The following is a 15,556-nucleotide window of genomic DNA, read 5'->3' on the forward strand; positions in this document are numbered from 1 at the left end:
TGATGCGCGCATAGCAAATGATATGACCCTGAATAGACAGTCTTTTTTAGGGAGTAATTATTTTATCGGAGATAGAAATGACCGAACAGACCTTATCCGGGGGGCAGCTTTCGGACGGAAGCCGTGGCTTCCTGATGGCTATAGGGGCTTATGGTCTTTGGGCAGTTCTGCCGTTCTATCTCAAGGCTTTGTCGCATTTGCCGGCCCTTGAAATCGTTGCACATCGCGTCATTTGGTCGGTTCCGGTTGCAGCCGTTCTGCTTGTGTGCATCGGACAGTTCAGAGCCATTCTGGATGCCTTGCGCAATCCGCGAATGCTTGCAATGGCGGCACTCACTGCATCGCTGATCACCATTAACTGGTCGGTGTATGTCTGGGCTGTTGCGCATGATCAGCTCATAGGAGCCGCTCTTGGATATTACATCAATCCGTTATTTAACGTGGTTCTGGGTGGATTGTTTTTGGGCGAGCGCCTGACAAAAGTTCAATATGTTGCGGTTGGCTTTGCTTTTGCAGCTGTGCTGGTGCTCACTTTAGATGCCGGTGGCTTGCCGTGGGTTTCGCTGGTTCTGCCGGTAACATTTGGTCTTTACGGCTTTTTCCGTAAGTCTTTGCCTGTGCAGCCTTTGCAGGGCTTTACGCTTGAAGTGGTTATTCTCTCCATCCCGGCCACAGCTTACATTTTCTGGCTTCTGGCCCACGGTCAGGACCATTTTTTCTCTGGCTCTGTTTACGATGTTTCGCTGCTTTTGCTCGCTGGCCCCTTCACGGCGATCCCGCTCATTCTTTATGCTGGCGGGGCGAAGCTTCTGCGTTATACGACACTTGGATTGATGCAGTACCTCACACCAACATTGCTATTCATCTTCGCAATTTTTATTTTTAATGAACCGTTCTCAACGGCACAGCTTGTGGCTTTCGTCCTGATTTGGATCGGATTAATAATTTATACGTGGTCTTCTTTCGCCAATCATCGCCGCAATCGTGTCAAAGCATGATAAATTTATCTTGAGGGATTAAAGCTTTGTTTCGGTTGATTGTGACCCTCAGAGCCTTAATTTAGCCGCGCTCTGGCCTTCTGGTTTATTTGTTAATTCAAATGAATTTCGGAGAATCGCGCTGCATGGTATTTCGTGCCGTCCACAGAGATAAGCAGATTCATGTGGTGGCGTTGCCGGATCTGATGATCCGGTCGGATAGGGCGCATGCGAAAATGGCACCGCTTTCGCCCTTTATGCTAAAGCCGTTGCAGCGGGTTCAGTTTTCTTTCAAAACGCATTATCGTGCCTGTGTGGCACTGGCGTCTGCAACCCTTATTGCGGGGGGGGGCGTTGACGCTGCTCACGAGTGGCCTTGTGCGCCATGGCCATGCGTCCCAACCTGTGATGGTTGATCCGGCGACACTTGTTCATAGCCATGCAGCCATGAAGGAAGCCAGGCTGCTTCCTCACAATGCCATCGAGGATGATCGGCGCATTGCAAAGCGCATTGATATTGCAGAAGGCAGCCATGATGGTGCAGCCACACTCTTTACCTACCAGCATGTCATCCTTGATCTGCAAAATGATGCTGCAAAAGCGCCTTTGACGCGCAATCACATGAAATCACAGGCCGAAGCCGATCCGCAAATATTGGCGCTCGCCAATCAAAAAGGTGTACCGCTCAATGTAAGCTTCGCAAGACCGGTCGATATGGCTCGGCAGAACGTCCATGAAATCGTTCTTGCACCGCAATCGCAGGAAAAATTGAGTGTTCTCATGCAAGCCGCTGGCATAGCCACACAGGATGCAGAGAACCTTCAGCAAGCCCTTGCGCGTAAAGAACTGGTGCCGGGGGACAATCTGGTATTGCTTCTCGATCAGTCGTCCAAAGCGCCTGCACGTATTCTGGTCGCAAGATTCAAGCATGGAAGCGCACCTGATTCTGTTTATGGTCGCACCGATGACGGGCTTTTCCGCTCCAATGGCAATCAGCGGCTTTTCGCACGTCTTTCTCATGATGCAATGCTAACTGCGGCCCATCCGCCCGTGAAGCTCGGTCACAACAGCTCTGTTCAATCCCGATTAATTGCAGCTGGTGTTCCCCGTGTAGTCGCGGACGATGTCAGAAAGCTCGCTCGCGAAAATAATATAGCGTTTGATAAGGGGGCGAATGCGGCGCAGAAGATTGAACTGCTTTTCCGGGAAAGCGTCGATACCCATCCGGAACTCGTTTTTGTTGAGTTTGACACAAAAGGCGAGAAAAAGCGTCTTTACAGGCACGAGGTTGAAGGAAACGCCGATTATTTCAACGAAGACGGCTCTTCAATGACCAAATATCTTATGCATAAGCCTTTGCCAAATGGCCGTTTGAATGACGGGTTTGGCTGGCGTATTCATCCGGTTCTGCATGTGCGCAAGCATCATAATGGTGTGGATTATGATGCGCCAATTGGCTCTCCAATCGTTGCAGCGGGAGACGGTGTTGTTGAACTGATTTCATCGCAAAAGGGCTATGGCAAATATGTCCGTATCCGCCATCAGGGAGGCTACAGCACAACCTATGCCCATCTTTCGGGTGAGGTCAAAGGTTTGAAAGTCGGCCAGCATGTAAAGCAGGGAGAGGTGATCGCCTATGTGGGATCAACCGGCTATTCGACCGGTCCGCACCTCTATTATGAGCTCAAGGTCGGAGATCATTATGTTGATCCACTTAAAGCGAATCTCAAGGCCGGTGAAAAGCTGACGGGTTCGTCCATGTCGAGCTTCCGTTCGGAAATCAATCACGTTGATAAGGTTTTCAAGCAAATGAGCCTGACGCCAACCATGGATGGCGACAGCAATCACACTGGACGGTAGGCGTTTGCAAGGGCTACGAATTCCTCGACGCTTAATGTTTCGGCGCGGCGTGTTCCATCAATGCCAGTCTTTTCCAGCAAGGTTGCACCGCCGACGGGCTTCAGGCTCTGACGCAGCATTTTACGGCGCTGGCCAAAGGCTGCCTGCGTAATCTGACCAAGCGCATCTGCGCGGCATGGCAGCGGATTTTCACGCGGGATAATATGCACCACCGAAGACATGACTTTTGGTGGCGGCGTGAACGCCTGTGGCGAAACATCAAACGCGATTTTCGACTGCGTGCGCCAGCCTGCCAGAACACCAAGGCGTCCATAATGATCCGTATCAGGCGCAGCCACGATTCGCTCAGCCACTTCGCGTTGAAACATCAACGTCATGGACGAATAAAACGGTGGCCATGGCTCGGTCAAAAGCCAGTTAAGCAGTAATTGTGTACCGACATTATACGGCAGGTTTGCAACGATCCGTGGCTTTGGACCGTCGGGAAACAGTGCCTTGAAATTCTGCTCCAGCGCATCACCTGAAATGATCCGCAATCGGCCCGGATAATGCGCTTCGATCTCTGAGAGCGCATCCAGACAACGCTCATCGCGTTCAATCGCCGTAACATAAGCCCCTTGTGCCAGAAGCGCGCGGGTGAGGCCGCCGGGGCCGGGGCCAACTTCAATGACCGGCTGGTCTTCAAGTGGGCCGGATTGTCGTGCAATCTTCGATGTCAGGTTCAGATCGAACAGAAAATTTTGTCCGAGCGACTTTTTGGGCATAAGATCATGGCGCTCGATGACCTCACGCAGCGGCGGAAGAGTATCTATGCTCATGATTTGCGTCCTGCCTGATTTTCTGCAAGTTCCTGCGCAAGACGAATGGCGGCAATCAGGCTGTCAGGTCGGGCAATGCTTTTTCCCGCAATGTCAAAGGCTGTGCCGTGATCGGGCGACGTGCGGATAAAGGGCAGGCCCAGCGTGACATTGACCGTTTCATCAAAGGCCAGCGCCTTGGCAGGGATCAGCGCCTGATCGTGATACATACAAATCGCCACGTCATAGGTTGCGCGTGCGGGAGCGTGAAACATCGTATCAGCTGGCAGCGGCCCCCAGGCATTGATGCCTGAAGTCTGCAATTCTTCCACGGCTGGACGGATGATCGCGTCATCTTCCTTGCCGAGTGCTCCGCCTTCACCCGCATGCGGGTTAAGACCGGAAATGGCAAGGCGAGGGGAGGCAATGCCGAAGCGGTCGGTCAGTTCCTGCGCTGTGATATAGGCCACTTCCAGAATATCATCCTTGGTCAGTAAACGTGGCACGTCCGCAAGCGGTATGTGGATCGTCACGGGCACTGCGCGCAGTTCGGGGCCGGCAAGCATCATCACCGGAATGACTGTGCGCCCCAGGTGTTTGCTCGCGAGCTCTGCGAGAAATTCCGTATGGCCGGGGTGTTGAAAACCTGCATCATAAAGCGGCTTTTTTGCAATCGGACACGTCACAACCGCAGACGTTTCGCCTGCTATTGTGAGACTTACGGCGCGCTCAATGGCTTCAAGGATACCCGCAGCATTTTCTGGCAAAGGCTTTCCGGGGCTTTCCTTGTGCCGGTTGACAAGCGGCAACACCGGCAGCTGCGTATCGAAAATCTCTACGGCCTGTGAGGGTGCCGTTATGGCTGCAACAGGCACATTCAAACCAAGAAGTTCGGCACGCGCCAAGAGCTGTTGTGGATCGGCAATTATCAGAAATGGCGGCAAAGAAAGCTCTGCGCGCTTTAGCCATGTATTCAGAGCGACGTCAGCCCCAACGCCTGAAGGGTCGCCAATGCTTATGGCGAGCGGAGGAACCGATTGAATGCGCATATGTTTTTCTCGAATTATAGAATAAGGGGGCAGAAGCCCCCTCAAATTATACTGTCATTTGGCGACTGCCAAGGCTTTAACGATTAACGATGGTTGCCTTTTCACGCAGTTCATCGACATATTTCTTGCTCAACGCTTCGGCTTTCTTCTCTTGCCCGGATGCAGAATCGGCACCTTCCATTGAGAAAACAAGCTGTGCAACGCGGTCATCGGAAACCTGACGTGTCGAGCACACTGCGAGAATTTCTACGCCTTTTTCCGTGTCATGCGGAGGTGTCGCACGATTAACGCTGGTGGCTTTTATGTCCTTGGCCCATTCGCCCGGAAGCTGCTGCTCAATAATGCGTCCCAGATCGCGCACAGTGACGTCGATCATGCCTTTGGTAAGCTGACGCGTGCTGTCGCAGCTTTGAAAACGCGAACGCAATGCATTTGCTTCCTGACGGCGCTTGCCCATTTCCGCTGGCGAACGCTTTGCGCTGGGAACAACAAAGATAACTTGCTGCAACTGATACTCGGTTGCGACCGGCTTTTTGCCACCATCCTTGAGCATGCGCTGTACCGCATCCTGCTCGCTGACCATACCCGTTGCGCGGAAACGGGCGCTGACAAGACGGCCCCAGCCCATCTGGACCATGATGTATTTTTTAAAATGGTCAGGCGTAATTCCAGCCTGATTCATAACCTGATTGAGCTGGGCGACACTCATCTTGTTTCGCGATGCAAACCCAGCATAAGCTTCGTCGACTTCCTTGTCGGAAATGTTCATGCCGCGCGTCTTCATTTCGATGCGCTTGAGCATTTCTTCCGTCAGTTCCTGACGAGCGGTCTGGTTAAGGTTGCCACCTTTGCGCTGCAACTTCAAAAAGTTGACGCGGCGTTGAATGTCACCATTGGTAATGACATTACCCGAGACAATGATCTTGGCCTCTGCTGAATTTGACGCGGCATGGGCCGGGCTCAGCATCGCAGCCGATCCAAGCGCCGTGAAGCATACGGCGGCGCCTATCATGGAGGCGAAAAGAGGTTTAGCAAACATCATCTTTCTTTCCCGGTTCCTTCAGGTCGGCAACGCAAAGCTTCGCCTGATCTTGTAACGTATCAGAGGTTCGCACGACAAAGCGACCCCAATACAAGCCAATCATATTAAGATGACTGTATAGAGGACCCAGTGCGGCGAAACAATGACCCGCGAGCATTTTACGACGTCTTTGAAGAGGCTTGGCTCAATAAAATTGATAAAAGCGCGTAGTATTCAGACCAAAAAACCGGAAGCAGTTTGGCTGCGTCCGGTTTTTCTTCTTTTAGAAGGACTGTGAACCGCTCCCAATATCGCCGAGTGTTCGGAACGATATATTGAAGCCCACACTATGCGTTGCCTTGCTTTCACCCGGATTACGCGTCTGTACGTAAGCCATCGAATAGGTAAAGCACTCATCGTCATAGGCAAGACCGGACGAGGCGCGAACCAATGTATCGGAAACCAGATCGTAGGTACCCGAACCAAACACACGCCAGTTGTCATTGACCTTGACGTTTGTGGAGCCGCTGACTTCCTGGCGCAATTCCGAATAGCCGTATGCAGGCTGCGGCGCGATATAAGCATAACGCGCGGAAACGCTCAGGCGAGACCAGTTCTGTTGGGCTTCAAGTTCACCGCGTTTGAGTGCGAGGCTGTCTTTATCAAAGCGTCCACGGGCTGCAAATGCGAGGCCGGTTGAATTCGACGTTCCAATCATGCCAACATAGTCGGAACGCGCATCCTGCAGGCCCGAATCTTCGCCGACATTGACAAAATCGCTCGTACCGAACGAGTTTAAACCGCCGAGTTGAATCGACTGACCGCCAAGGGCGTAAAGACTCCAATCGCTGTAGTCGAAGCTGCCCGAATAACGCAGCCCGAAATTGGCGCGAGTGCCCCCTTCAACGCGATCATAGCCGGAGAACTTGTCACGCGAGAAAAGATTCGTCGCATCAAACACGAAGCTCTGCGCATCTTCATTTGGAAGCTGGCCTGCATAGCGTTCATTGTTGCGCATATAGATCTGGGCAATTGGCTCCAGAATATGCGTCGAACTTGTGCTTGAGAACAGGATCGGCCAGCGCAGTTCAAGACCCGCAGTCGCCATCGCACGCAGTGCCTCAGACTTGACCACCGCATCCGTGAAACCCGCGACAGCGGGATCAAAATTCGTACTCACGTTGATCGCATCGGCGCGAAGCGCCAACAAAGGCGTAATCACGAGACCGGAATCGGTGATGATCGTGCGCTTCCACTCAACTTCGCCTGTCAGGCGGGTATTTGTGCCACTGAAACCTGGAATGCGTGGGTATGGCTGTGGAACAAACCTATCAAGAGCAGGATCATAAACCTGCGAAGCAGTGTTATTCGCGTTCTTGCGGTAAAGAACCTGCAAATTGCTGGTGAAGTTCAGCTCGCCGCCATAAACGGATTCAGGTGCTGTATAAGAATAGTCGAGGCTTGGGAAAACCCAAGGTTGCTTTGAGTGCATCTCCACATCGCTATAATCAGATGTGGCAGGATAGGATTCCTGCACGTTGAAGCGATAGAAGTTGAGGTCAAAGTAATTGCGATTATTGATGCCGCGCAGGTAAATATTGGAAACCTGTGTCTGGCTTGAATAACCTTCCAAACTATATGTGCGGCTGAAATTCCGATCAGTCTGGGCCATAATATCCCAGCCAGCCTTCCAGCGCGCATTGATGTCGAAATCACCTTTCGATGCGATCATGCCGCGATTTTTTTCTTCGCGATCAATTGTGTTTGCATCGAACTCGCCGGGCTTCATCTGGTGAATGCCCGCGATCTGGAGATTATAGGTGCCGTTCTCGAGACGATGACGCCATTCAGCCTGTGTCAGAAAACCTTGCTTTGTGTAAGCGGTGGTTGAAAGTGTCAGGTCATAATTGGGTGCAAGCGCCCAGAAATAAGCGTTCTTGATGCCGAAACCGAGCTTGTCTTTATATGCAAAGCCCGGAAACAGGAAGCCGCTCTTCCGCTTGACTGTTGGATCAGCCATCTCGAAAGCGGGGAAATAAGCGAGCGGCATTCCGAAAAGTTCAAATTTGCCGCGCTCGAAACGCACGGTTTTGGTCGCGCTGTTCCAAATGATTTTGCGTGCCTTGATCTGCCAGAGAACCGGCTTGTCAGGATTCTTTTCGCAAGCCTGACAGGCTGTGTAGACACCATTATTGAATGTGGTGATCTCGCCATTGCTGCGTTCCGCACTTTCGGCTGCAAAGCGCGTGTTGTCTGTCGTCTCAACGCGCAGACCATTGACGAAGCCATCGCGGAAACTATCCGTCACATCCAGATGATCGGAATAAATCTTGTTACCGTCGCGTTCGACGATCTCGACATTGCCTGTCGCGGTCATGCGACGGGTCTGCTGATTGTACGTTACCTGATCCGCAACGAGGCGATTGCCATCATATTCGATGCGCACCTTACCTTGAGCGGTAACAACATTGACGTCACGATCATAGACGAGCTCATCCGCCTGCAAAATCATGCGCGCATTGGGATCGCTCTGGTAATTTGCACCGAGAGCGTCCTGCGCATGAACCTGCGAAGGGAGAATTGCGACTGAAATGAAAGGTATAGCAAGGGCGCACACCAAAGCCGTCCCGCGTGCGAGACGCGAGAATGAATGGGGCAATACCATGCGGGTGTTACTCAAACCCACTAACCATCCTCCTTATGCAACAAAAAGGAGACACCAAAAAATGTCGCAATAACAACTGGAACCCAGGCAGCAACGAATGGCGGAACGAATCCCGCATTCCCGAATGCCTTCACCAAGACTGAAACGACATAAAGCATGAAGCCAGCAACAACGCCACCCAGAATCATCGCACCGGACTGACCAAAGCGCACAAATTTCAATGACACTGTTGCAGCAATGAGCGTCATTGCCATCAAGAGCGCAGGTAAGGCCAGAAGTGACTGGTATTGCATGTCAAATGCGTTTGCCGAATAACCGAAAGAACGCGCAACCTCGATCTTGTGACGCAATTGCGTAAACGGAATTGTATCGGGGGAGGCGAGCTTTTCTTCCACATATTCCGGGCGCAGCTGCGTCGGAATACTGAAGCTTTCCATTTTGCGCGGCTCTTCACCGCGCGAAAACTGTGTGACATCGGTCAGTTCCCAGTGACCGTCCATAAGCTTCGCGGTGCGCGCATCATAGCGATTGCTGATTTTCTTCTTGTCATCGAACTGAATAAAGGTCGCATCGGCAAGCGTTGCTCCGCGATCCAGAATGCTTTTGGCGCCAATAATCGTTTCGCCTTCATCGGTCTTCTGTCGAAGCCATGGATCACGCAACGCTGATACGTCCGTCACTTTGCCAGTCTTCCAGTTGGAAGCGATTTCATCGGCTTTCGAGAAACCGTAAGCGGCAAACGGATTGAGAATAAAGATCGTCGCCAGACCAAACAGCAAAGCGCCAAAACAAGCTGGCAGCAGGAACTGCCATGCCGAAACCCCGACCGAACGCGCAACGACAAGTTCATACTTACGATTGAGCGAAATCAGCGTCGCCATGGCGGAAAACAAGGCCACAAAGGGGATCATCTGCTGCATGATGAAGGGAACGCGCATTGCAGAGATCCCAAGCGCGATCCAAACGGAATAGCCCGGAAGATTTGCAAGTTTGCTGGCGTTTTCCGTGAAGTCGAGCAGCAGAGCCAGCGCGAAAATGCCGAGCAAAAAATAGAATGTAATCTGCACATAGCGGACAAAGAGGTAACGCCCAAGGGTCCAGCCAATCATGCGTGCCCTCCTGAGTTTTTACGCAGTCGGCCAAGCACACGATTATAAGTGCCGGAGGCATACCCCCTGAAGCGATCAAAGCCATCAAGAATGCGATCGTTCCACTTGTCAGGAAGCCCGATACGACGTCCCGTGAAAAGGGCAAAACCAGTCAACAGAATCACACCGAGCGGTATCAGATACATGATGAAAATATAGGTTTCGTCCTTGTCCGCACGGTCAGCCGAGAAATAGCCAGCCCAATAGACAAGCAATGCAGTGCTGATCGCCGAGAAGGACGCAGAGACACGGGCTTCGCGGTGCGAGCGCGAGTCACCGGCATAGGCAAGGGCAATCATCGCAAACACAATCGGGTAGAGCCATTCTGTCAGGCGACGATGCAATTCCGCTTTGTAACGAAGAGGACGCGTCTGCAGGATCGGATCGTTCGGATCCGGGTTAAGCAGATAGGACAGCGGACGATCCTTGGCATAAATAACAAAATCGTCGCCAGCCGATGTGAACTGGCTGAGATCAAATGCATAAGAATTGAACTTGATGATCGAAACCGTACCGTCAGAAACATCCCTGCGCTGGACTTCCCCATCCTTCATCAGCAACATGTCGCCTGCGGGCGTGGTGGCAATGTTGCCGTCTGCTGCATAGTAAATCAGATCAAGCGTCGGGTCGCGGGAATCGGCGATGAACAGACCGCCAATGCTGCCATCGGGGCGGCGCTCTGCGATCTGGATATAAAGATTATCGGCGAGTTTGCGGAAATTGCCTTCCTGTACAACGACATTGAGCATATCCGCGCTCGCATTGGCGATCATGGCTCGCATATTCATGCGCGCATAGGGATCGACGTAGTTCGCAACCAGAAACGATACGAGCGAAATAATCGCGGCGAGTATCAAAATCGGACGCATGACGGCACTGCGTGGCGCGCCCGAGGCGTTGATGACGACAAGTTCGGAATCCTGGTTCATCGTCGAAAGTGTCTGCGTAATGGCAATGATCAGCGCAAATGGCATAACCAGAGGGATTGCAGACGGAATAAGCAACGAACTGAACTGGATGATTGTCTGAATGGACTGGCCGCTGGTGGTGAGAAAATCCACACGTTGAAGCACTTGCACTGTCCACGTAATGCCCACAGCAGCACCGAGTACCGCTAAGAACATGACCGCCACGCGGCGCAGGATGTACAACTCGATCAATCTCATGGGTGGAGTTTACATCCTGGTTCCGTTGAAAAAGCCTGACCCTTAAACAGAATCGTGGCTCGAAAATTAACAGCTACACTAATTGGACTTGGCTAAAATTAGCCAAAGAAATTAGGTTAACAGATTACTAAAGTTTTTTGGTTGATACCAGCGACCGTGTCTCTAAAGCCATTGGAATAATCGACGCAACCCGTTTTCATCTATTTTCGCTGTAAGACAAGATAGGTTCATATCCAAGGCTCGCAAGTTTTTATTCGAGTTAACGCAAAACTGATTTTCATTGAACGTCACTCTTGCCGTTTCGCCATATTCGTCTCACATGAGTAAGGAAAAGTCGCGACACAATCGTGTCATCTCATGGTCTGAGTTTGTTTGGAGTTGTTATGTCGAAACGTCCTTCCATTTCTTTCAGTGAATTTTCAGCCCCCCATAAAGGCGTAAGCATCGTTCTGGTTGCCAAGGGCGGCGGCTTTTCAGAAGAAGCCGCGCAGGCCGTTGGCGGGTCAGAAAAAATTGCGCGCATCATTGAAATCTCTGGCTTTTCGGGTGCTTTGGGTAAAACTGCCGAAGCCATTGAAACGACGGAAGGCGGTATCGATAAGATCGTTTTGGTTGGTGCGGGCGACCCCGGCGAACTTGGTAATGACGACTGGGTCAAAATTGGCGGAGCCGCATTTTCGCGAATCGGCAAGGCAGAACGCGCGACACTCACGCTTGCGCTGCCGGAAACCACAATCGCTGGCGACGAAGCAGGCGATGTGGCTCTGGGCATGATTCTGCGTTCTTATGACTTCAATCGTTATAAAACCCGCAAAAATGAAGAAAACAACGAGCCAAAGCATTCTGCAAAGGTTCACATTCACGTTGCTGATGTTCATAGTGCCAAAAGAGCCCTTGAAGTTGCTGACGCCGTTGCCGATGGCGTGCTCAAAGCACGCGATCTGGTCAATGAGCCAGCCAACATTCTCGGCCCTGTCGAGTTTGCTGAGGAAGCGCAGAAGCTTGAAAAGCTTGGCGTGAAGGTCGAGGTTCTCGGCGAAAAGGAAATGAAGAAGCTCGGCATGGGCTCTTTGCTGGGGGTCGCGCAGGGCTCTGTTCGCCCACCACGTCTCGTTGTCATGGAATGGCAGGGTGCCAAAGCCAAGGAAAAGCCGGTCGCGTTTGTCGGTAAAGGCGTGGTGTTTGATACGGGCGGCATCTCGATCAAGCCTGCCGCTGGCATGGAAGAAATGAAAGGTGACATGGGCGGCGCTGCTGCTGTCACCGGATTGATGCGGGCGCTCGCAGGACGCAAGGCCAAGGTCAATGCAATCGGTGTTATTGGACTTGTCGAAAATATGCCGGATGGCAATGCGCAGCGTCCCGGCGACATTGTAACGTCAATGTCCGGCCAGACGATCGAAGTCATCAACACGGATGCCGAAGGCCGTCTCGTGCTGGCAGATGCACTTTATTACACCAATGATCGCTTCAAGCCGCAGTTCATTATCAATCTGGCGACGCTGACGGGTGCGATTCTCGTGGCGCTTGGCACACACCATGCGGGTCTGTTCTCCAATGATGATGAGCTCGCAGACCAGCTTTATGACGCTGGCCAGGCAACAGGTGAAAAGCTGTGGCGTATGCCGATGGGCAAGGAATACGACAAGATGATCGATTCCAAGTTTGCCGACATGAAAAACAGTTCGGGTCGCTACGCCGGCTCAATTACGGCAGCACAGTTCCTCAAGCGCTTTGTCGGTGATACACCTTGGGCACATCTTGATGTGGCCGGAACGGCGATGGCATCCCCAACCAACGAATACAGCCAGACCTGGGCGTCGGGCTATGGCGTTCGTCTGCTGGACCGTCTTGTGCGGGATAACTTCGAAAGCTGATTTCGATTCAGAAACAACGGTATGGGCTGAGAAGGTGAATCGCTTTCTCAGCCCCGCCAAATCCTATACAAAGAGCGCATGGCTGAAATTCTCTTTTATCACCTCACAGAATCGACGCTGGATGAAGCACTTCCGGGCCTTGTCGAACGTTCGATAACACGTGGATGGCGCGTCGTCATTCAGGCTGTGACCGAGGAACGGCGTGACGCTTTAGACAGTCTTTTGTGGACTTTCTCGGATACGTCTTTTGTGGCCCATGGCACCGATCATGAGCCGCTTGCTGAGCATCAGCCGGTCTTGCTGACCACATCGCAAGCCAATTTGAATGGCGCCACTGTCCGCTTTCTTGTGGAGGGGGCGGCGCTTGAAGATGCAAGCCCTTATGATCGGCTGGTTGTCATGTTTGATGGTCATAATCAGGAGCAGCTTGAAAATGCGCGCGCCCAGTGGAAAACTTTCAAGATGGGGAACCACGATTTGACCTATTGGCAACAGACACCGGATCGTCGTTGGGAGCGCAAAGCCTGATGCGTGCCGTCTTTATCGCAATGATTGTGGCGGGCTTCGGTTTAGCCCTCGGCTACCCATGGTATATGCGCCATTTCACAGGCGATGAGATTGGGCGCTGGCCGATTCTTGAAAGCCGTCAGGCTGGCTTCATTACACAGGAAGTTAAGCTTGAAGCGAGCGATGCACCGGTTCGTATTTTCGTGGATGCCACGCCATTGCCGGGCTATGTACCAGCTGAACGCCGTTCGGCGATAACTCTGGCTGTCAGCCGCGATGGTTTCCCAGTTCTTTCTCAGGGGTTGGATTTTGCTTCGGGCAGCAGTTCCATCAACACGGATCGTCCGCAGGATGGAAGTGTTTTGCGTCAGAGTGCAGGCGATATCGATCCTGTCTTGTCTGGCACTTATGCATTTCACGCTGTTCAGGGCAATACGGATGGTTTGCAACTCTCAAAGGCCGAACTCGTGCTGAGACGCGGTGCTGAGGAAGCGGATGAGACTTATACAACGATCGGACTCATCCTTGGTGTGCTCGGTGTCTATGCGCTGATGCGCACGCGCATTCGACGGCGGGTTGAATAGAAACTTATTCGGCCATTGCTTCTTCATATTCGGAAGACATTTCCAGCCATTTGTCTTCCGCATCGGCAAGCGCTGATTTTGCTTCGCTCATTTCCTTGTTGAGGCGTATCGCCTTCTGTGGCTCTTTCTCATAAAGGGCGGGGTCTTCCAATTGCGTGGTGAACCCTTGAATCTGTTTCTGCAGTTTCTGCATCAAGTTCTCGGTTTCCTTGATCTTTTTGAGCAAGGGCGCGAATGTCTCACGCTTCTGGGCGGCAAGCTTGCGCTGCTCTGCCTTGTTGATCTTCGGCCCTTCGTCGCGCTCTGAAACCTGTTCGCCCTTGGCATCGGCCAGAACGATCTGGCGATATTCGTCCAGATCGCCATCAAATGCCTTCACAGCCCCTTCACGCACCAGCCACAGACGTTCCATGGTTGCTTCGATCAGGTGACGGTCATGCGCAATCAGGATAACGGCGCCATTGAAGGCATTGAGCGCATGAACCAGTTCTTCACGGCTGTCGATGTCGAGATGGTTGGTCGGTTCGTCGAGGATCAGCAGGTTCGGACCATGGAAGGTTGCAAGCCCCATCAGAAGACGTGCTTTTTCACCACCAGAGAGATCTCTGGCAGGTGTCAGCATCTTTTCTGTCGAAAGCCCCATCTGGGCAACACGCGCACGCACCTTTGCTTCCGGCTCGCCCGGCATGAGCTTGCGCACATGCTCAATTGCATTGTCTTCCGGAATGAGATCATCCATCTGATGTTGCGCAAAGAACGCCACTTTCAGATTGGGCGAAAGCGTCAGCGTTCCTTTTTCCGGCTGCAACCGACCGGCAATCAGCTTGGCAAGCGTCGACTTACCGTTGCCGTTTGAACCGAGCAGTGCAATGCGGTCATCATTGTCGATACGCAGCGTCACGTTGCGCAAAACCGGCTTGCCCGGCACATAACCGACATCGGCATTATCCAATGCGATAATCGGCGAAGCGGCTTTCTTCTCTGCATCGGGAAAACGAAATGGCTGCACATTGCTTTCAACATAAAGCTCAATGGGCTTGAGCTTTTCCAGAGCCTTCATGCGCGATTGTGCCTGACGTGCCTTGGTCGCCTTGGCGCGGAACCGCTCTACAAAGGATTCCATATGCTTGCGGTGCGCTTCCTGCTTGGCATGGGCCTTTTGCTGAAGCTCCAGCATTTCGTGGCGCTGCCGTTCGAACTGATCATAATTGCCGCGCCAGAAGCTGATTTTCTTCTGGTCGAGATGCATAATTGACGATGTAGCCGAATTGAGCAGATCGCGATCATGGCTGATGATGATGACGGTGTGCGGATAACGCTTCACATAATCAACCAGCCACAACACGCCTTCAAGATCGAGATAGTTGGTCGGCTCGTCGAGCAGCAACAGATCGGGTTCGGCAAAAAGCACGGCTGCAAGCGCCACGCGCATACGCCAGCCGCCTGAGAAGGCGGAAGCGGGGCGGCGCTGTGCTTCGGCGTTGAAACCAAGACCTGACAGGATCGCGCCTGCGCGCGCTTCCGCTGAATGGGCATTGATGTCAGCAAGGCGTGTATGAATTTCAGCAATCCGGTGCGGGTCGGTTGCCGTCTCCGCCTCTTCAAGAAGCGCTGCACGTTCCTTGTCCGCTTTCATGACGATTTCAATGAGCGCATCTTCTGTGCCGGGCGCTTCCTGCGCTACTTGACCAATACGTGTATTTTTCGGCAGGGAAATACTGCCGGTCTCAGAGGCGAGATCGCCGGTGATGACACGAAACAGGGTCGATTTTCCGGTGCCGTTGCGGCCGACAAAACCTGTCTTCGAACCCGCTGGCAGCGTGATGCTGGCGTGGTCGATCAGGAGGCGTCCGGCGATTCGTACGGAGATGTCGTCAAGAATAAGCATGGTGAAAAGGCTTTTGC

Annotated in this window: 11 protein-coding genes and 1 pseudogene; 5 read left to right on the forward strand and 7 right to left on the reverse strand. The window is 52.5% G+C overall.

Translation table 11 applies throughout. The features are described 5' to 3' along the window. Positions 1-77 precede the first annotated feature (77 nt). Both rarD and VBH83_RS06715 read left to right on the forward strand, forming a co-directional pair. Positions 78-998: an EamA family transporter RarD gene (gene rarD, locus VBH83_RS06710; RefSeq protein ID WP_265983286.1), complete on the forward strand. Its 921-nt coding sequence runs from the start codon at positions 78-80 to the stop codon at positions 996-998. Positions 999-1,123: 125 nt separating this feature from the next. After that, positions 1,124-2,837, forward strand: a pseudogene (locus tag VBH83_RS06715) (M23 family metallopeptidase). Here the strand turns inward: VBH83_RS06715 and rsmA are convergent. From rsmA to lptF, 6 genes are all read right to left on the reverse strand, one after another. Then, a complete protein-coding gene (gene rsmA, locus VBH83_RS06720) occupies positions 2,822-3,655 on the reverse strand; it encodes a 16S rRNA (adenine(1518)-N(6)/adenine(1519)-N(6))-dimethyltransferase RsmA (protein WP_396996880.1) in 834 nt (277 codons plus the stop codon). The pseudogene VBH83_RS06715 and the gene rsmA overlap by 16 nt on opposite strands. Beyond that, positions 3,652-4,683: a 4-hydroxythreonine-4-phosphate dehydrogenase PdxA gene (gene pdxA / locus VBH83_RS06725; RefSeq protein WP_265983290.1), complete on the reverse strand. Its 1,032-nt coding sequence runs from the start codon at positions 4,681-4,683 to the stop codon at positions 3,652-3,654. The genes rsmA and pdxA overlap by 4 nt, the downstream gene beginning before the upstream one ends. 76 nt (positions 4,684-4,759) lie before the next feature. Beyond that, positions 4,760-5,725 (reverse strand): peptidylprolyl isomerase, encoded by a 966-nt coding sequence (locus VBH83_RS06730; RefSeq protein ID WP_265983292.1) that lies wholly within the window; start codon positions 5,723-5,725, stop codon positions 4,760-4,762. A 262-nt stretch (positions 5,726-5,987) separates the two neighbouring features. Further along, positions 5,988-8,369, reverse strand: a complete 2,382-nt coding sequence (locus VBH83_RS06735; RefSeq protein ID WP_396996957.1) for an LPS-assembly protein LptD — start codon at positions 8,367-8,369, stop codon at positions 5,988-5,990. 20 nt (positions 8,370-8,389) lie between these two features. Continuing rightward, the gene (gene lptG, locus VBH83_RS06740; RefSeq protein ID WP_396996883.1) at positions 8,390-9,478 is read right to left on the reverse strand and encodes an LPS export ABC transporter permease LptG; all 1,089 of its coding nucleotides are present in this window, start codon (positions 9,476-9,478) and stop codon (positions 8,390-8,392) included. Further along, positions 9,475-10,683 (reverse strand): LPS export ABC transporter permease LptF, encoded by a 1,209-nt coding sequence (lptF, locus tag VBH83_RS06745; RefSeq protein WP_396996885.1) that lies wholly within the window; start codon positions 10,681-10,683, stop codon positions 9,475-9,477. Before lptF ends, lptG begins: the two co-directional genes overlap by 4 nt. 383 nt (positions 10,684-11,066) lie before the next feature. Here lptF and VBH83_RS06750 point away from each other — a divergent pair, with 383 nt between their 5' ends. The 3 genes from VBH83_RS06750 to bspB all read left to right on the forward strand — a co-directional run bounded on the left by VBH83_RS06750 (position 11,067) and on the right by bspB (position 13,651). Then, on the forward strand, positions 11,067-12,560 hold the full coding sequence (locus VBH83_RS06750) for a leucyl aminopeptidase (protein ID WP_265983297.1): 1,494 nt from the start codon (positions 11,067-11,069) through the stop codon (positions 12,558-12,560). Positions 12,561-12,638: 78 nt separating this feature from the next. Beyond that, complete coding sequence (locus tag VBH83_RS06755) at positions 12,639-13,088, forward strand: DNA polymerase III subunit chi (RefSeq protein WP_396996887.1); 450 nt, start codon at positions 12,639-12,641, stop codon at positions 13,086-13,088. Beyond that, complete coding sequence (bspB, locus tag VBH83_RS06760) at positions 13,088-13,651, forward strand: type IV secretion system effector BspB (protein WP_396996889.1); 564 nt, start codon at positions 13,088-13,090, stop codon at positions 13,649-13,651. The genes VBH83_RS06755 and bspB overlap by 1 nt, the downstream gene beginning before the upstream one ends. 4 nt (positions 13,652-13,655) lie before the next feature. Here the strand turns inward: bspB and VBH83_RS06765 are convergent, their stop codons facing one another. Beyond that, positions 13,656-15,539, reverse strand: coding sequence for an ABC-F family ATP-binding cassette domain-containing protein (locus tag VBH83_RS06765; RefSeq protein WP_265983301.1), 1,884 nt, complete (start codon positions 15,537-15,539; stop codon positions 13,656-13,658). Between the last annotated feature and the right edge of the window lie 17 nt (positions 15,540-15,556).

The sequence above is a fragment of the Ochrobactrum sp. S1502_03 genome (genome assembly GCF_044435015.1).
Taxonomy (GTDB): domain Bacteria; phylum Pseudomonadota; class Alphaproteobacteria; order Rhizobiales; family Rhizobiaceae; genus Brucella; species Brucella chromiisoli.